The sequence below is a fragment of the Neolewinella litorea genome (assembly GCF_004803465.1).
Lineage (GTDB): Bacteria > Bacteroidota > Bacteroidia > Chitinophagales > Saprospiraceae > Neolewinella > Neolewinella litorea.
This window is the reverse complement of sequence record NZ_SRSF01000001.1, coordinates 856347-874282: the sequence shown is the minus strand read 5'-3', so window position 1 is coordinate 874282 and position 17936 is coordinate 856347. Positions and strand designations below refer to the sequence as shown.

Here is a 17936-nt window from a genome sequence, read left to right as displayed (position 1 = left end):
CCGGAATTCCGCCGACTATTTGACGGTCAGGGTAGCCTCGGTCGAATTTCCATCCGCCTCGACCACCAGGGTGTATTTGCCGGGGCGCAGATAGAAGGTCCCGTTATCGGCGGCTTCCACGCGGGCCGGCTTCTCGTTGTCCTTTCGATCCTTGTTCAGCAGGGCTTCCAGATCCGCGGCCTTGTCGGCGTCAAAGCTGAGGTCATAAGGCACCGTGTTGAAGCCTTGCGTGAGCCGGATTGGCTTCCGCGTCAGTACCACGCCATCCTCGCTTTTGACGGTGAGCGTGGCACCCGCGTCCGCGCTCGGGCTGTAGACCTGAAGCGTCACCTCAGGCGTAGTATCGTCCGTAAACCAACTGGCTGAGCCGTAACGGGAAGAGTAGCGTTGGTCTTCCACCGCGGCAATGGAAAGTGCCGGAGTGGACTTTCCGGCCACCTGCTGCAGGAGCGAAACGTTACCCCGGTAAAGGCTGCGGCCGTGGGTGCCGACGATGAGGTCCTTCGCCTGCTCTTGCACTACCACATCGTGGACGGCGACGGCGGGCAGGTTGGGGGCGGCGGTAAAGGTGCGCCCGGTATCCAGGCTGACGTAGAGTCCGTGATCTGTTCCTACGTAAAGGAGTGCCGGATTGAGGGGGTCTTCCTTGATGACGTTCACCGGTTCGGCCGGCAGGTCGGTACCGATGCGTGTCCAGGTATCTCCGTAATCGGTGCTGCGGTAAACGTAGCTTTCGAAATTGTCGTCGCGGTACCCGTTGAGGCCCAGATACACCACTTTCTCGTCGGCGTGCGATGCATCGAGTCGCGCTACCCACAGGCTGTCGGCGAAGCCCTGCAGGGGTTGCCAGGTCTGGCCGCCGTCCATGCTGCGGTGAACCAGTCCGTCGTCGCTTCCGACGTAGAGCAGCCCAAAGCGCAGGGGTGACTCGTCGATGGTGGTCAGCGTTCCGAAGGCTACGTCACCGGCCCGGCCGCCGCGGGTCAGGTCGGGGCCAAGGGTCTGGAAGTTATCGCCCCGGTCGAAACTGCGGTGAAAGTGATTCGATCCCATATAAAAAATATCGGGCTGGTGAGGGCTGATCAGGATGGGCGTCTGCCAGTTCCACCGGAAGGGGCGCTGCCCGAGTTCGTGCTTCGGCGTGATGAAGGTGCGGGTGCCTTCCTTGGGATTGATGCGGTAGTAATTACCAAACTGGAAGCCTACGTAAGCGGTCTCATTGTCCCGCGGATCGACCTCGACCTGCATTCCGTCGCCGCCGAAGAGGGCTTCGTAGGGGTATTTGCCGTCCTGTTGCCAGTCGGTGCTCGCCTCGTAGTCATGCGGTCCCCGCCACGTGCCGTTGTCCTGCAATCCACCATACACGCGGTAGCCGTCGGGGTGGTTGTCGACCGCCACGGCGTAATACTGCCCTACGGGCGGTACGTTGGCCTTGAACCAGCTCTTGCCCCCGTTGTAGCTGATATTCACTCCGCCGTCGTTGCCATTGATGAGGTGATTGGGCTGCGCCGGATTGATCCACATGAAGTGGTGGTCGGCGTGGACGTTGTCGCCGTTGGCTCCCGCCCAGGTTTTACCGCCGTCGGTCGATTTGATGATCGGGACCCCCATAGCGTAAATGGTTTGCGGATCCTCGGGATGGACGGCCAGTGCGCCGAAGTAGTATCCGTAGCTGTAGTAGACGTCATCGAGGTAATCCTCGTGCGTCCGCTCCCACTTCTTGCCGTCGTTGGTGGTGTGGTAGAGCTCAAATCCCTTCACGGGGGTGTCGAAGAGGGTGCTGTTGGCATCCTCAAGGTACTGCACGAGCTGCAGCGGCGACAGGTCGCCCTTCTCCACCCGTTCGCGTACGGTCTTGGCGTCGAGATCGCGCGGGAAGCCGTTGGAGCGCAGGAAGTCCTCAAGCAGGTAGGTTTCCAGGCGCAGCAAATCCTCCCGGGGCATGTTGCGCAGTTGATTTTTGGTCAGTTCGGTAGAGTCGGGTGCCTCCGCCTCGCGCAGGAAGTAGTTGTCGAGACTTGCATAGAGGTGGCGGCGCCCCCGGGAATCGTAGCTCACGGCGAGCCCGATCCGCCCCACGCCCTGACCGGTAGGGAATCCCTGTCCTTCGCGGGTGATCAACGACCAGGTTTTACCGGCGTCCGGACTGGCGTAAATTCCGGATCCCGGCCCGCTTTCCGTAAAGTCCCAGGCCTTACGTTCGCGTTGCCAGGCTGCCGCAAAGAGTTGGTTGGGCTTTCGTGGGTCGCGTACCAGGTCTACTACGCCGGTGGAATCGTTGATAAAGAGGGTCTTCTGCCAGGATTTTCCGCCGTCGGTGGTGAGGTAGACCCCCCGCTCCGGGTTGGGACCGTACAGGTGGCCCAGTGCCGCTACCCACAGGCGATTCTGGTTCGACTGGTCGACGATCACGCGGCCGATGTGGTGGCTTTCGTCGAGGCCGAGATGCGACCAGCTTTTGCCCTTGTCGGTGGACCGGTACACGCCATTGCCTGCGTAGGAACTGCGGCTGCTGTTCACCTCTCCGGTACCGATGTAGATGGTGCCGCTGGGCCAGTGTACGTCAATATCGCCGATGGTCATGACAGCCTCCTGCTGGAAGAGGGGAGAGAAGGTACTACCGTTGTCGGTCGTTTCCCATAGGCCTCCACTGGCGTAGGCTACGTAGAAGTGGGTGGGGTCGGCGGGGTCCACCGCCACGTCCGTAACCCGGCCGCTCATGATGGAGGGTCCGATGTTGGTAAAGGGCAGGCCGGTCAGCGGGGAACCTTCTTGCAGGGACAGGCGGCGTTCGTAGCCAGCCAAACGGTCAGCGGCTGATGTCGGCTGTTGGGCGCGGACGCAGGTGCCGTATAGCAGGAAGAGGGAGCAAAGAAAAAGGAGACGGGGCATCGGGGCGATTTTAGGAATCCCCCAAGGTAAGTGCCAGTGATGCATCGGTCAAAAAAGCGGAACGGTACTGACGGTCAAAAACTGCGGTGGAAGAACTTCCTGCGTGATATTCAATGCTTACAGTGCCTCTCTCAAAAGGAATGTGGAAGTCCTTAATATTCCATGCGCGGTGCAACCCGACCGTTCCGCTTGTTTTCTTGGATGGCGGGGTGGGGCGATCGTTGACTTGTCCCCTACTCAGTAGTATAAGCCTGTGGGAACACTATAATGTTCATTTAATGGGGGTTAAAACGAAAAAAGTGGCTACCATCGCAAGATGGTAGCCACTCCCTATACCTGTTGGTTAGGCTCGGATGGTTACTGACGCGGGGTCAGTACTCCGTCGATCACGTGGATGACGCCGTTGCTGGCCTCAATATCCGTGTCGGTGATGGTGGCGAACTCGCCGTTGCCGTCGGTCAGGACGACTTTACCATCTTTCAGGGAAGCAATCAGGCTTCCTCCACCCATGGTCTGGATGCGGAAGTACCCTTTGGACTTCTCGATGGCTTTCATCAGGTCGGCGGCGGTCACCTTCGACGCTAGCACGTGGTAGGTCAGTACCTGTTGCAGGTTCTGCTGGTTGGCAGGTTGCATAAGGTTGGAGGTGATGCTATCGGGCACGGCACTAAAGGCGTCGTTGGTGGGGGCAAAAACGGTAAACTCACCGTTGCTGCTCAGGATGTCCACCAGTTCGGCGGATTTCAGGGCGCTCACCAGGGTGCTGAAGTTGCTGTTGTTCTTGGCAACGTCGACGATGGTGGAGTTAGGATTGCTGGCAGTGTTGGCCATATTGCGGTTACTGGCGGTGGTGGTGCCACTGTTGTAATCCTGCGTACGGTCCTCCTGCATGCCGGCGGCCATTTCCTTTTTGGTGGCCTTCATGTCTTCCTTCATCTCTTTCATGTCGGCAGACATCTCGTCCTTCTTGGCGTGCATTTCCTCTTTCATCTCGCCCATTTCAGCGGCCATTTCGTCCTTCTTGGCGGTCATATCCTCCTTCATGTCGTTCATGTCGGAGCGCATGGCTTCCTGTTCGTCGCGGACCATTCCCATGGCGCCGTTTCCGACGAGGGCCATTACGTCAACGTTAGAGGGTACGAGCACACGGTCGATGAGGTGGACTACACCGTTAGAAGCCATAATATCGGCCTGCTGAACGGTGGCCATGTTACCCATGGCATCTTCGATCATCACATTGCCATCCTCACTGCGGACAGTGAAGTCGCCGTTCATGGTGGTGGCGGAAAGACCGGTGTCACCGGCTTCTTCGATTCCGGCTACGATATCAGTCGAAGCAAGTTGGGTGCTGGCTACGTGGTACTTAAGGATATTGACCAGAGCCTCTTTGTTCTCGGGTTTAAGCAGGGCATCGAGAACACCGGCGGGGAGTTGCTCAAATGCAGCGTTAGTAGGGGCAAAGACCGTAAGGGTTCCTTCGGCGCCCAGCGCTTCGGCGAGGCCGGCGGCTTGAACAGCGGCTACCAGGGTACTCAGATCTTGGGTTTCAACAGCGAGCTCTACGATGGTCTTGTCAGACATTTCGGTAGACTCGGTCATGTCGGACTCGTCGGACATGGTCTGCGCGCTTACGCTACCTGGCGTAAAGGCCAGCAGCAATAAAAGCGCCAGAAGGCTTGAAAATAATGATTTCATCTTGAAGGTTTTTCGTAAATAAATAAAGGAGTGCTGGGGTAAAGCACTGTGTTGGTTGCTAATAGAACGTGTGCACAAAGGGGTTGTTCGGGAAAAGGCACCAAGGGGGGCGGTGGTGTCATATCCGCCGTGGTGCACATATCGCAGGGCAAGACGTATCTATGCCAAACGACACAACCAGAATTCGCCATGCTCAATAACCTGAATCCCACCACCACCCTCAGTTGGAAGGAACTGGAGATGCACGCCCACGAAATGCAGCAGCGCCATATGAAGGACCTCTTCGCGCAGGACCCGGACCGGTTCGACCGGTTCAGCCAGCAACTCGAGGACATCCTGGTGGACTACTCCAAGAACATCATCACGCAGGAAACCATGGACCTGCTGCTGCGCCTGGCGGAGGAATGCGGTGTCAAGGAAGCCACCGAGAAGATGTTCAACGGTGAGGTGATCAACGGAACGGAAGGTCGGGCCGTACTGCACGTGGCCCTGCGTAACCGCGGAAACCAACCCATCCTGGTCGACGGTGAGGACGTAATGCCCGAGGTAAACGAGGTCCTGGACCGCATGCGGGCCTTCACCCGCCGGATACATTCGGGGGAGCACACCGGTTACAGCGGTAAGCCCCTCACGAAGGTGGTAAATATCGGCATCGGTGGTTCCGACCTCGGTCCCGTTATGGTCACCGAAGCCCTTAAGCCTTACTGGATTGAGGGACGGGAGGTATACTTCGTGTCCAACATCGACGGCACCCACCTGAGCGAAGTCTTGAAAAAAGTCGATCCGGAAACAACGCTGTTCCTGGTGGCTTCCAAAACCTTCACCACGCAGGAAACCATGACCAACGCCCGCAGCGCACGCGACTGGTTCCTCGAGCAGGGCGGAAGCAGCGAAGAGGTGGCCAAGCACTTCGTGGCCTTGAGTACCAATGCCGGGGGCGTGAAGGAATTCGGCATCGACGAAGCCAACATGTTTGGCTTTTGGGACTGGGTGGGCGGCCGCTACAGTTTGTCGAGCAGCATCGGCCTTAGCATAGCCCTGACGGTAGGTTTCGACCGCTTCGCCGAACTGCTGGACGGACTGCACGCCATGGACGAGCACTTTCGCCATGCCCCCCTGGCCGACAACCTGCCCGCCAAGCTGGCCCTGATCGGAATCTGGTACACCAACTTCTGGGATGCGGAGACCGAGGCTATCTTGCCCTACGACCAGTACATGCACCGGTTCCCGGCCTATTTCCAGCAGGGCAACATGGAAAGCAACGGAAAGAGCGTCGATCGCGACGGCAATCCGATTGAGGATTACAACACCGGTCCCATCATCTGGGGCGAACCGGGCACCAACGGGCAGCACGCCTTTTACCAACTCATCCACCAGGGTACACGGCTCATTCCCTGCGATTTCATTGCACCCGCGGTCTCGCAAAACCCTTTGGGCGATCACCATGCGATCCTGCTGAGCAACTTCTTCGCCCAGACCGAAGCCCTGATGAACGGCAAAACTGCCGCAGAAGGAGAGGCTGAGCTGCGTGCGGATGGCAAATCGGATGAGGATATCACGCGCCTGGTACCTTTCAAGGTATTCGACGGCAACCAGCCCACGAACAGCATTCTGGTGCGGCAGATAAGCCCCTATACCCTGGGGCAGCTCATCGCACTCTACGAACACAAGATATTCGTGCAGGGCATCATCTGGAATATTTACAGCTTCGATCAGTGGGGCGTGGAACTGGGCAAGCAGCTCGCGAAGGCCATCTTGTCGGAACTCAAGGGCGACGGACCCGTGAGCACGCACGACAGCTCAACGAACGGACTCATCAACGCCTACAAGGGCTGGCGGTAATTTGAAAATTGCCGCTATTTAGTTCAGGATAGCGGTGCGCTTATCCCCGGCGCACCGCTACTTTTGCGGCTCCATAGGCGGGTGCACGTCGGAAACACGGCAGCACCGGACCTGACAACGTATTGCTACATGAAGGATCGCAGCCTCGCGGGTACCCTCCTGTTTCTTTTTTTCGAGCTTTCGGTGATCATCGGCGGGATATACCTCATCCAGTTCGACGAGCGGCTGCGGTGGCTGGAAGGGCGCCCAGAGTTCTGGCGGATCCTGCTGTATTTCCTCATGACCGTGGCGGTGCTCAACGTGATCACCCGCTTCATCAAGTGGCTCTACCAGCAACAGAATTACGCCAAGCGCCGGGGTGCCAAAAACTTCATTTACGGCGTCGAAAACATCCGTAAGCTCCTTATCGGTGGGGTAGTCATCTTCACCATCTTCAGTCTGATCGGGATCGATTTCAGGACGTTGTTTACCTCCCTGAGCATTGTGGCGGCGGCGATCGCGATCGTGAGCAAGGATTTCGTGAACGACCTGATCGTGGGCATTTACTACAGCTTTACCGATGTGTTTGAAGTGGGCGACTACGTGCGCTTCTATACCTACCGGGGGCGGGTGGCGGACATCGGGCTCTTGAAGGTGAAGTTGCTCAACGACAACGACGACGTAGTGATCCTGCCTAACGGCAAGGTGTACTCTAACGAAATCATCAACTACACCCGCCGCGACGTACGGCTGCTCAGTATCGACTTTGAAATGGACATCCGGGCTATCCATAATGTGGATACGCTGGAAAAGGAACTCACCGAGAGTATCGCCGAATACGCTGAAGTGATCGAAGAAGATTCCTACCTGCTCAAGATCGTCGAGGTGAAAAAGGATTTCATGGAACTCAAGTTTCAGTTCCGCCTCAAAAGTCTCGACCGGGCCCGCCAGCGCGACATCAAGCGGCGCGTGGTGCGCCAGGTTTTCAGCTACGTCAGCTCGCATAAGCCTAAATAGCTCTGCTCCGCGGTAGTGTTTTGCACCTGGGTAATCACTGTGGTCAGTTACCTAGGCATTTCCATCGGTTACGGTAACTTACCGTTACGTAACTGAACGATTACTATGCGCCTACTACTCCTGCTTTTTTGTTTTGGTCTGTCTACCCTGAGCCTGCAGGCGGAGGATGGCTACCGATTGTGGCTTCGCTACGATCCGATCCAGAATACTGCCCTCGGCAGCGCCTACCGCGCCCAATTAGGGCAACTATCCATCGGCCCCGACGTGGATACCACCCAGGCCACGCTGGCCGCTTCTTTATTGGAGTTACGCAATGGATTGCGCGGACTGCTCGGGGTAGAGCTTACTCCCGCCCGAATTAGCGTTGGTACGTCTGGCGCTGCCGGTGGACTCAGATGGAAAAGGGTAGGGGAGGATGAGGTAGCGCGGGAGGGTTATCGTCTGCGCCAACGGGACGGCCAACTGGAACTGGCAGCATCCAGCAATGTTGGATTTCTGTACGGGACGTTTCACCTGCTACGTCTGCTACAAACGGAAGCGGACCTAAAGGGCCTGGATCTATTGGAAACGCCCGCCAAGGAACTCCGCATCCTGAACCACTGGGATAATCTGGACGGTACCGTGGAGCGCGGCTACGCGGGCTTCTCCATTTTCAACTGGCACACGCTACCCGACGTCCTTGACCCCCGGTACACCGATTATGCCCGGGCGTGCGCCTCAGTGGGTATCAACGGCAGCGTAGTGACCAACGTCAACGCCAATTCGCTCATCTTCCGCGAAGATTACCTGGAAAAGGCCGCCGCCCTGGCGGACGTTTTCCGGCCCTACGGTGTCAGACTCTACCTCACGGCGCGCTTCAGTGCCCCCGTCGAACTGGGTGGATTGGAGACCGCCGATCCACTGGACCCTGCGGTGATTGCCTGGTGGGCGGAGAAGACGCGAGAAATCTATGAGCATATTCCCGATTTTGGCGGATTCGTCGTGAAGGCCAACAGTGAAGGACAGCCCGGCCCCCGGGAATACGGCCGCAGCCACGCCGAGGGGGCCAATGTCCTCGCCGACGCCCTGGCCCCCTACGGCGGGATCGTCATGTGGCGCGCCTTCGTCTACAACAGCGATCCCGAAGCCGACCGCGCCGCCCAGGCCTACGAGGAATTCGTACCCCTGGATGGCAAATTTCGGGACAACGTGATGGTGCAGGTCAAAAACGGACCCATCGACTTTCAGCCACGTGAACCCTTTAGCCCCCTGTTCGGCGCCACTCCGGAAACACCCCTGCTGCTCGAACTCCAGATCACGAAAGAATACCTGGGACAAGGCACCCACCTGGTCGGCCTGGCGCCCCTCTTCTCCGAAGTGCTGCAGGCGGATACCCGGCAAAACGGTCCCGGAACCACCGTGGCTTCCACCGTGTCGGGGCTTGCCGGCGTGAGCAACGTCGGTACCGCGCGCAACTGGACCGGCCACCCCTTCGGCCAGGCCGACTGGTACGCTTTCGGACGGCTGGCCTGGGACCCCGCCCTTGGCCCGGAGCGCATCTACGACGAATGGGCCGCCATGACCTACCGACCAGAGAGCAAGGTGCGCAGTACGATCACTGAGATGCTCATTACCTCCCGGGAGATCTGCGTCAATTACATGACGCCGCTCGGTTTGCACCACCTCATGGCCACCGGTCACCATTACGGCCCCGGACCCTGGGTGTCTGACCTTTCCCGCCCGGAATGGAACCCTGCGTATTATCACCGGGCGGACAGCGCCGGGATCGGGTTTGACCGAACCGTCACCGGTAGCAACGCCGTGGCCCAGTACGCCCCGGAGGTGCGGGCCAAATTCGCCGACCCCGAGACCTGCCCGCCGGAATATCTCCTGTGGTTCCATCACCTGCCCTGGGACTTCCAGATGGATAATGGCAACACCCTCTGGGAAGAACTCTGCTACCGGTACCAGGCCGGAGTGGACGGCACGGAATGGCTGGCCATCAAATGGGCTGCGCTTGAAGGGGAAATCGATCCGGAGCGGCACGCTGAGGTCAGCCAGTATCTCACCATCCAGCAACGGGAAGCCGAATGGTGGAAAAATGCCTGTCTGGCCTACTTTCAGACGTTCGCACAGCGGCCTTTTCCGGATGGGGTGACACCCCCGCCACACGATGTGGACCATTACCGGTCGCTGGATTATCCCTACGCGCCTGGCATCCGTCCGCAGTGGTAGGCCAGTCCGATCCGGTATCCTAAATCTTGCGCCGCTTCACCATACCGCCGTGCACGTCGTTGATGCTGTTCATGGTAATGAAAGCGTGCTCGTCAATGCCGCGCACCACCTTGAGCAGGCGGTAAATTTCAAGCCGGGTCACCACCACGTACAGAATCTGCCGGTCCGGGGCATCGTCGGGTAGCCCGAAACCACCCTGGCCACGCAACTGCGTCACCCCGCAACCGACCTGGCTGATCAATGCCGTCCGGATTTCGTCGTTGAGGGGGCTGATGATGAAAATGCCCGTGTATTCCTCTACCCCGTCAATGATGAAGTCCAGCGCCTTCGAAGCCACGAAGTAGGTAAGCACACTGTACAATGCCTGTTCGACCGATAACAGCATGGCAGCGGTGAGGAAGATGATAACGTTGATGAGAATGACCCAGTCGCTCACCTTGGCCCCGATCCGACGGCTAAGGTAAATGGCCAGTACCTCCGTGCCGTCCAATACACTGCCGCCGCGCATCGACAGGCCGATCCCGGTTCCAAGAAAAAAGCCACCAAAGACCGATACCAGCAAGGTGTCGTTGGTCAATTGGGGAAAGTGTACGAAGTAGACCACAAGCGCCAGCAGGAAGATCGCCATGGCGGTCTTGATGGCAAACTTGCGGCCGATGACCTGTCCGGCCAAATACAAAAAGGGCAGGTTGATCACGATCAGCAGCAAGGCCAGCGGCAGGCCGGTCACCTGAGACACCAGCAAACAAATGCCCGTCACCCCGCCGTCGATAAACTGATTGGGCAACAGAAAACCCTCCAGACCGAAGGCGGCCAGGAAAACGCCCAGGACGATGAGGGAAATATCGACGATGCGAAGCCGGGCAAGAAGGGTCATAGGCGGTAGGGGCTGAAAAACAAAGATCCGCACGATAGTACTATCATTGCCTGGGATTGCGGTAACTTTAAAGTAAAGCTATGATTCGATACGCGCTGCCGGTCATCTTTCTGCTAGGGTGTTCGGACTCCCCGCCGACTACCCCTGAGACCCGTCCGGTCGAAAACCCTAATGCCGGCAATACCGCGATATATGACGTCGATGCCGATGACCCATACGAAATCGCCGACAGCAGCTTCCTCGACCTGAGTCCGGGAATGGCCCTGCCCCAGACCGAATCGCTGCGGGAGGCCGGGGTCCTTACGGTGGGCGACCAAACCTTCGACCGGTATTTTCTTACCGGCCGCCGGCAGGATACGCTGGCCTACCTGCTAGTCGACCGCGGTGACCGCTTCATTTCCGCCATCCACATCACTTCGTCCGACGTGGTCACCCGCGATGGCCTGCGCGTCGGTAATACCTATGGCGAACTCGTGGAGCGCCTGGGTAAATTGCCAGCCCCGAGCACCGTGGCCGGCCGGCCCGTGATCAAGGGACCGGATTGGCTCAGCTACCAGCTGGGTGCCTACGCGCCGTCCGCCTCCGGTGCGGGGGTTCCCGCCGAAACGCCGATTGAGGAGATCATCCTAATCCGCCAGTGATATGAAAGCCGCCGTGGTCATTCTGGCGGCGGGGCAGTCCCGTCGAATGGGGCGCCCCAAGCAACTGCTTCCCTGGGGCGATACCACCTTGCTGGGACACGCCATACGGCAGGCACGCGCTTGTCCGAATACAGATACCTACGTAGTAGTAGGTGCCGAAAAAACGCAAATAGTACAGCAACTCAAAGAATTGGACGTCAGCTGGATAGATAATCCCCTTTACACCGAGGGTTTGGGCTCCAGTATTCGTGCGGCGGCCGTCTGTCTCACCGACCGCACCGACCAGATCTACACCCATCTGCTCATTATGCTGGCCGACCAGCCGGCGGTTGATACGAACTACTTACAGGAGTTGCTGGAGCACGCGGCACGGACCGGGGAGATTGTCGCCACGGACTACGGTCAACGCGCCGGCGTGCCGGCCGTCTTTCCCTCCTCTCATTTTGCCACCCTGCGCCACTTGGGCGGGGACGCGGGTGCCGGGCAACTCCTCAACGCCATGGACGTTGGTATTCAGCGGCTGACACCGGCGTTCACCGTGTTCGACATCGATACAATGGAAGACTACCACCGCCATGAAGGAGATTCGTAACATCATTGCCCTCTACGACGACCTTACCGCGGCGGGTACCCCAAGTGCCCTGGCTACGGTGGTGAGTGTTGAGGGTTCCTCCTACCGGCGGATCGGGGCCCGCCTTTTGGTCGGAGCCGATGGCCGCTACACCGGTGGCATCAGCGGTGGTTGCCTGGAGGGCGACGCCTTGCGCCGCGCCCAGCGGGCCATCCACCAGGCCCGCCCTTCGAAGCGGGTATACGATACACTGGATGGGGAGGATAGGGAAATTGGCATCGGACTGGGCTGCAACGGACGCATTGACGTACTGTTCGTCCCCCTCGACGTCGAAGACCCGAGCAACCAGATCGAAGTACTCCGCGCCCGTACCGGCATCCGCGAACCGAAGGTATTGGTGCAGACCGTCAGCGCGCCCCCCGGGGAAACCCTGGACGGTCGTCTGCGTGAAGTGCCGGATGACACCGTTGCCCTGCCGGGGGGGCGAAGCGTAATCCGCGAGGAAACCGACGCCGAGGGCCGCCGGTGGCAGCGTTTGTACGAGCGCCTGCACCCGGAACTGCATCTGATCGTGGTGGGCGACAATTACGATATTCTTCCGCTCGTCACCACGGCCCGCCACCTTGGCTGGCGTAGCAGCGTGATCGGCACGCGCCGCAAGTTTACCGCAGAACTGGCCGCCGTGGCCGATGCCCTTTGCGATTACGGGCAGGCGGGCGACCTGCCGGTCGACGACTACACCGCGGTAGCGTGCATGTCGCACGATTATGTCCGCGACCAGGAGATGCTGCAGGTATTTCTGCCCAAATCACCCCGCTACCTGGGATTGCTGGGGCCGCGGAAGCGTACCGTGAAAATGGATGCGGAACTGCGGGAAGCCACCGGCCTGGACCTGATGGGGTACGGTCGACTCTTTTCTCCTATCGGTCTGGACATCGGAGCGGAAACGCCGGAAGAAATTTCCGTAGCCGTGGTGGCCGAGATTATTCGCGTGTTCCGGGAAAGGCCGGGTACCTCGCTGAAGCACAAGCCCGGCACCATCCACGCCCGCTATTGATTGCTATTGCTACTCTTCGAGTTCCATCTGTTCAGCTACCAGGGTCCGCTTGATCAGGTGGTAGGTTTCTTCCTGGCTGCGAATCGAGAGGTCGCTGCCGCCGCGGTAGTAGGTATTGCCCTGCTGATCGCTGAGCAGCCGCGCCTTTACGTTGTCGGCCAGCTGAATGTCCAGTATCTCCAGAATCTTGTCTTTCAGTTCCTCATCGTAGATAGGGAAGGTGGTCTCCACCCGGTGGCTCAGGTTACGCGTCATGAAGTCGGCCGATGAGAGGTACACCAGTTCCTCCCCCGCATGGTGGAAGTGGAAAATCCGGGCGTGTTCCAGGTAGCGATCGACGATGCTGATGCCGTGAATATTCTCGCTGTAGCCCTTCCGCCCCGGTACCAGGCAGCAGATGCCCCGCACGATGAGGTTAATCATGACGCCCGCCTGGCTTGCGCGGTAGAGCAGGTCGATCATGGCCTTGTCCTGCAAGCTGTTCATCTTCAGGGTCATGGCCGCCGACCGACCGGCCTGGGCCTCAGCGATTTCAAATTCTATCAGGTTCTCCAGGGCGCTGCGCAGGTTGAACTGACCGACAAGTAGGTGCTGGAACGGTTGCTCCGGAATCATCACGTTTTCCAGAAAGCTGAAGATCCTGGATACCTCGCTGGTGATTCTTTCGTCGGCCGTGAACAGTCCGAAATCGCTGTAAACCTTGGCGGTATCTTCGTGGAAGTTGCCGGTGGACAAGTAATTGTATATCCGCTCTTTACCGTTCTCGACCCGGCGGACCAGTGCAAGCTTGGAATGGACTTTAACGCCGGGAAAACTGTAGTGCACGTGCACCCCGGCCTGCTCCAGTTTTTCGCCCCACCGCAAGTTAGCCTCCTCGTCGAAACGGGCCTTCACCTCGATGAATACGCTTACCTGCTTGCCCAGCGTAACGGCCCGCATGAGGGCCTGCATGATCCGCGACTTGCGGGCCACGCGGTACTGGACGATCTTGATGTGACTCACGGCCGGATCCTCGGCCGCGCGTTCGAAGAAGCGCACCACCGACTCGTAGCTGTGGTAGGGGTAATGCAGCAGGTGATCCGCCTCCTGCACCGAAGCCCAGAAGTTTTCGGATTCTTCCAGGGCGGGGTAGGGCAGCGGCGGCTGCGGCGGGTAGAGCAACTTCGTCATCCCGAAATTCGGGAAGCTGAAGAAGTCAAAGTTGTTGTGGTAGCGCCCCTCGGCGAGGATGTCGTAGCGGTCCAGCTCGAAGGTGTCCTCCAGATAGGTGCGCAGTTGGGTGGGCATCGTGCGGTCGTAGACGAAGCGGCTGGCCGGTCCGACATGCCGGCGGTTCAGGCTGGTCTTGATCTTGGCCAGCAGGTCACCCGTAAATTCGTCATCGATATAAAGCTCGGCGTCGCGCGTCAGTTTGATGCTGAAGGTGTCGTCGATATCGTAACCCGGGAACATCCAGGAAACAGAGTGCCGCACGATGTCGTCGAGCATAATCAGGTTATGTTCCCCGTCGGTGCTCGGTAACTCGATGAAGCGCGGCAGGTGGTCGCTGGGAATCTTCACGATGGCGTAGGCCGTTTTTCCCTTTCCCTTCTCCTTCATCAATATGGAGAGGTACAACTGCGCGTTGTTCAGGAACGGACGTACCATGTCCTTGATCAGCAGTACGGGCTGCACGTAGGGAAGCATGTACTCCTTGAAGTAGTTCTGTACGAACTCCTGGTCTTCCTCCGTCATGTCCAGGCGGCGCTTCAGGTGGATGCCGTGCTTGGCCAGTTGCGGGATGATCTTCTTCTCGAAAATGCGGCTGAACTCTTCCTGCTGGCGGTTGACGATGCGCTGGATGGTGCGGACGGTCTGCTTCGGGCTGATATCGAGCTCGCGCTTCGTTTTCTTGTTCACGCGCAGGAGGTTGCGGTGGTTGGCCATCCGTACCCGGAAGAATTCGTCCAGGTTCGAACTGTAGATGGCCAGGAACTTCAGCCGTTCGAAAAGGGGCAGGCTCTCGTCCTTGGCCTCCTGCAACACCCGGTGGTTGAAGGAGAGCCAACTGATGTCGCGGGGGATGGCCGGGTAATCGTTTTTCATGGATAAATCGGAAAAGGGCTAAAAAAGGCTCATCTGCTCCGGGCCACGGTGGGGTTGGGGGCCGCGGGTCTCGGCAAAGTCAAGTTCGGCAAGGTGAGCGGCCAACCAGGCGGCGGCATCGGGGGCCAGCACATTGTCGGGTTCGTGGGGAAAGATAAACGTTTCCGGCAGATTCCACTCCCGCAGCTTCCGCGCCCAGGCCGCCAGCCGGGTGAAATCACTCTCGATCAGTCCGTTGCCCACGAAGCGGATCATGGTGCGCGGAGCGGTCACGTAGCCGTGCAGCACATCGCGTCGGCCGGCTACGTCGGTGATTACCGCCGCGGTACCGTGCCGTGCCAGGGTATCCATCAAGGCCTCGGTGGCGAAGGGGTCGCTGAACCAGCTTTCATGGCGGGCTTCCACGGCGAGAGGCAGCACCCGCGGCCACCGCCCCAGGAAAGCATCCAGCACGGGCAGGCGGTCCGCCCCGAAATAAGGTGGCAACTGAATGAAGGCACAGCCCATTTTCTCCCGGAGCCCGTCGAGGGCAGCGACGAACTTTTGCAGTCCGCCGTCGCCCGCTCCCAGGTTGCGGGAATGGCTGATAAATTGCGGCACCTTGGGGCAGAAGCGAAAGTCAGCGGGCACCTGTGCGTACCATTTCTCCACCATTTCCGGCGTGGGGATGCGGTAGTGCGTGGTGTTGAGTTCGATGGTATTGAATTGAGCGCCGTAGTGGTCCAGATAATCTGACGTGCGGGCACCGTCGGGGTACCACTTGCCCACCCATTCCTTCATACTCCACCCGGTGGCGCCGATGTAAATGCGTGGGCGCCCTTCCCCCACGCCCAGTTCGTAGCGGTCGAGACGCGCACGGTTGGCCAGTGGCTCCACCGGAAGTTGGTATTCGATGGCGGAGGGGTCGGTTACTTTTCCAAATTTCATATTCGCCGAAACGCGTTTATTAATGATGGGTAATATCCAATAATCGACAAGGGATTATGGTTTACCTAATACGTGCTATTGCATTTCACCCCGGATGGTGCTTTTTGGTATCCATCTGCATATCCCGTTACATGTTACTTCGCCTGCTGGGGTTATTACCCGCTCTGCTTTTTTCCACCTTATTACTGGCCCAGGAATATGGGGACGTTAAATTCGGCAAAATTACCGCGGAGGACCTGGCGGCCATGCCCCCGGGAAAGGACTCCGCCGCCGCGGCTTACATCCTGTACGACCGGCTCGACCTGAAGTTCGATTACCTGCGCGACAAGGGACCCACTACGATCGAGGAATTTCACACCCGGGTAAAACTGATCACGCCCGCCGCGTTCGACCGCGCTAACGTTTCCCTGCGCTACAACCGTGATGTTGAAGCCATCTCGGGCCTGAAGGCGGTCATCCACCTGCCCGACGGGGAACGCATCAAGTTGTCGGGCAAGGACTTCATCCGCGAGCGCGACGGCGACTACAATACCCTCAAGTTTACCTTTCCGCAGGTGACACCCGGGGCAGTCATCGAATACACCTACACGCAGCGCTCGGAGAATATTCTCATTCCCACCCGCTTCGCCTTTCAGCGCGACGTGCCCGTGCGCTGGTCCGAGTATACCGCTTTCGTCCCCGAATACTACAAGTACGTAAGTCTCGGAATCTCCGGAAACTACGTCGTCAATGACGTCAAGACCACCCGCAAACCCTGGGGACCGGTATTCCGCAAGGTGCCTACCGCCCACGAGCGTGTGGCGCACCAGGACATCCGCTGGGCCATGCAGGATGTACCGGCTTTCGAGTACCAGCCCTATACGAACAATGCTACCGACTATCTGCCCCGCGTACGGCTGCAACTGCAGTCGGTCAACTACCCCGGTGAAATCGCGCAACCGGTCTTCAGCAACTGGAAAGAGACGGTCGAGAACCTCACCGATCACCGCAATTTTGGCCGCGCCTATTTGAACCGGTCCAACTACAAACAGGTCTGGGAAGCGGCTGAGCCGGCCATCTCCGCAGCCGAAGGGGTTCAGGCGCGCATTGATGCCGCCTACCGCTACGTCTGTGGGAACCTCCGCTGGAACGGATCCACCAGTATTTTCGGGACCGACAGCCCAAACCAGGTACTGGAAAAAGGGGAGGGCAACAGCGCCGACCTTAATCTCGCCCTGTTGGCCCTGCTGCACGAAGCCGGTATCCCGGCTTACCCCCTGCTCGTCTCCCTGCGGGACCAGGGCTCGCCCGTGGAAATTTATCCCATACTGACGCAGTTCGATCACCTGCTCGTGTACACGGAAGTGGAGGGGCAACCGTACCTGCTGGACGCCAACAACGCGGGTCGCCCCCCCGGCCTGCCCCGCGAAAAGGCCCTCAACCACCGGGGCTGGGTAGCCGATCCGGCTCACCCACGATGGGTGGACGTGTTTGTGCCCCAGGCCAAACAGATCGTGATGGCACACATTGGTCTTGACGAAGCCGGTGCGTCCCAAATCAAGATAGAGAGCAAATTGAACAGCTACTATGCCCTGCGGGGCCGGCAGGAACTGTCGCGTATGGATTCACCCCTCGACGGACCGCTGGTGCGGGAGATCGTCGCCGGCTTCCCGGAAACGCAAGTTCGGTCGCACGAGGTAACCCACGGGGTTGACGACCCCTCCGGTGCCCTGGGCATCACCGCCGAACTGGACGTACCGGCCGGTATGGTGGCGGATGATTACCTCTATTTGCAGCCGGTGGTCATTCCACTGCTCGACGACGAACTTGATGATGTGGAACAGCGGCTCTATCCGATTGATTTTCCCTATCCCTGGCAGGTCAATTACATCGCCAACATCAAGGTGCCAGAGGGGTATGCCGTTGAAGAACTGCCGGCGTCCGTGCGCCTGCGCAGTGCAGATGGGGGCATGGCGGCTTTTTATTCCGCTTCGGACGACGCCAACGGCACGATCTCGATTGTATTTCGGGTAAACCTGGACCAAACGGTGTACCCCGCCGATGCCTATCCCATGCTGCGGGATATGTACCGCCGGATCATCGAATTGCAGGAGGCCACAATTGTATTTCGTCGCGCCAAATAATTAACGATTGTACTCC

The 17936-nt window shown here is 58.9% G+C and carries 12 protein-coding genes; 7 read left to right on the top strand and 5 right to left on the bottom strand.

Translation table 11 applies throughout. The features are described 5' to 3' along the window. Positions 1–15: 15 nt before the first annotated feature. Both E4021_RS03650 and E4021_RS18010 read right to left on the bottom strand, forming a co-directional pair. Entirely contained in the window at positions 16–2892 is a 2877-nt protein-coding gene (locus tag E4021_RS03650; protein WP_136456545.1) for a WD40/YVTN/BNR-like repeat-containing protein, read from the bottom strand. A gap of 357 nt (positions 2893–3249) precedes the next feature. Next, positions 3250–4587 carry a fasciclin domain-containing protein gene (locus E4021_RS18010; RefSeq protein ID WP_168797455.1) on the bottom strand — a complete coding sequence of 446 codons (1338 nt, stop codon included), beginning with the start codon at positions 4585–4587 and terminating at the stop codon, positions 3250–3252. A gap of 189 nt (positions 4588–4776) precedes the next feature. Here E4021_RS18010 and pgi point away from each other — a divergent pair, with 189 nt between their 5' ends. The 3 genes from pgi to E4021_RS03630 all read left to right on the top strand — a co-directional run bounded on the left by pgi (position 4777) and on the right by E4021_RS03630 (position 9639). Continuing rightward, positions 4777–6429 (top strand): glucose-6-phosphate isomerase, encoded by a 1653-nt coding sequence (gene pgi, locus E4021_RS03640; protein WP_136456544.1) that lies wholly within the window; start codon positions 4777–4779, stop codon positions 6427–6429. 129 nt (positions 6430–6558) lie between these two features. Continuing rightward, positions 6559–7425, top strand: coding sequence for a mechanosensitive ion channel family protein (locus E4021_RS03635; protein WP_136456543.1), 867 nt, complete (start codon positions 6559–6561; stop codon positions 7423–7425). A 105-nt stretch (positions 7426–7530) separates the two neighbouring features. Then, positions 7531–9639, top strand: coding sequence for an alpha-glucuronidase family glycosyl hydrolase (locus tag E4021_RS03630; protein WP_136456542.1), 2109 nt, complete (start codon positions 7531–7533; stop codon positions 9637–9639). Positions 9640–9658: 19 nt separating this feature from the next. Here E4021_RS03630 and E4021_RS03625 read toward each other — a convergent pair whose 3' ends face one another. Then, positions 9659–10516, bottom strand: coding sequence for a YitT family protein (locus E4021_RS03625; RefSeq protein ID WP_136456541.1), 858 nt, complete (start codon positions 10514–10516; stop codon positions 9659–9661). Between the two features lie 80 nt (positions 10517–10596). On the opposite strand from E4021_RS03625, the gene E4021_RS03620 reads away from it, so the two are divergent. The 3 genes from E4021_RS03620 to E4021_RS03610 are packed head-to-tail and all read left to right on the top strand — an operon-like array spanning position 10597 to position 12785. Then, positions 10597–11157 carry a hypothetical protein gene (locus E4021_RS03620; protein ID WP_136456540.1) on the top strand — a complete coding sequence of 187 codons (561 nt, stop codon included), beginning with the start codon at positions 10597–10599 and terminating at the stop codon, positions 11155–11157. 1 nt (position 11158) lies between these two features. Beyond that, complete coding sequence (locus E4021_RS03615) at positions 11159–11749, top strand: nucleotidyltransferase family protein (protein WP_136456539.1); 591 nt, start codon at positions 11159–11161, stop codon at positions 11747–11749. Continuing rightward, positions 11733–12785: an XdhC family protein gene (locus E4021_RS03610; RefSeq protein WP_136456538.1), complete on the top strand. Its 1053-nt coding sequence runs from the start codon at positions 11733–11735 to the stop codon at positions 12783–12785. The genes E4021_RS03615 and E4021_RS03610 overlap by 17 nt, the downstream gene beginning before the upstream one ends. A gap of 9 nt (positions 12786–12794) precedes the next feature. Here E4021_RS03610 and ppk1 read toward each other — a convergent pair whose 3' ends face one another. Both ppk1 and E4021_RS03600 read right to left on the bottom strand, forming a co-directional pair. Next, entirely contained in the window at positions 12795–14870 is a 2076-nt protein-coding gene (gene ppk1, locus E4021_RS03605; protein WP_136456537.1) for a polyphosphate kinase 1, read from the bottom strand. A gap of 18 nt (positions 14871–14888) precedes the next feature. Next, positions 14889–15797, bottom strand: a complete 909-nt coding sequence (locus E4021_RS03600; protein ID WP_136456536.1) for a DUF72 domain-containing protein — start codon at positions 15795–15797, stop codon at positions 14889–14891. 131 nt (positions 15798–15928) lie between these two features. On the opposite strand from E4021_RS03600, the gene E4021_RS03595 reads away from it, so the two are divergent. After that, on the top strand, positions 15929–17920 hold the full coding sequence (locus tag E4021_RS03595) for a DUF3857 domain-containing protein (RefSeq protein ID WP_168797454.1): 1992 nt from the start codon (positions 15929–15931) through the stop codon (positions 17918–17920). The last annotated feature ends 16 nt before the right edge of the window (positions 17921–17936 follow it).

Coding starts and splice junctions, on each gene's coding strand:
- E4021_RS03650 (WP_136456545.1), bottom strand. CDS start 2,892: ATGCCCCGTCTCCTTTTTCTTTGCTCCCTCTTCCTGCTATACGGCACC.
- E4021_RS18010 (WP_168797455.1), bottom strand. CDS start 4,587: ATGAAATCATTATTTTCAAGCCTTCTGGCGCTTTTATTGCTGCTGGCC.
- pgi (WP_136456544.1), top strand. CDS start 4,777: ATGCTCAATAACCTGAATCCCACCACCACCCTCAGTTGGAAGGAACTG.
- E4021_RS03635 (WP_136456543.1), top strand. CDS start 6,559: ATGAAGGATCGCAGCCTCGCGGGTACCCTCCTGTTTCTTTTTTTCGAG.
- E4021_RS03630 (WP_136456542.1), top strand. CDS start 7,531: ATGCGCCTACTACTCCTGCTTTTTTGTTTTGGTCTGTCTACCCTGAGC.
- E4021_RS03625 (WP_136456541.1), bottom strand. CDS start 10,516: ATGACCCTTCTTGCCCGGCTTCGCATCGTCGATATTTCCCTCATCGTC.
- E4021_RS03620 (WP_136456540.1), top strand. CDS start 10,597: ATGATTCGATACGCGCTGCCGGTCATCTTTCTGCTAGGGTGTTCGGAC.
- E4021_RS03615 (WP_136456539.1), top strand. CDS start 11,159: ATGAAAGCCGCCGTGGTCATTCTGGCGGCGGGGCAGTCCCGTCGAATG.
- E4021_RS03610 (WP_136456538.1), top strand. CDS start 11,733: ATGAAGGAGATTCGTAACATCATTGCCCTCTACGACGACCTTACCGCG.
- ppk1 (WP_136456537.1), bottom strand. CDS start 14,870: ATGAAAAACGATTACCCGGCCATCCCCCGCGACATCAGTTGGCTCTCC.
- E4021_RS03600 (WP_136456536.1), bottom strand. CDS start 15,797: ATGAAATTTGGAAAAGTAACCGACCCCTCCGCCATCGAATACCAACTT.
- E4021_RS03595 (WP_168797454.1), top strand. CDS start 15,929: ATGTTACTTCGCCTGCTGGGGTTATTACCCGCTCTGCTTTTTTCCACC.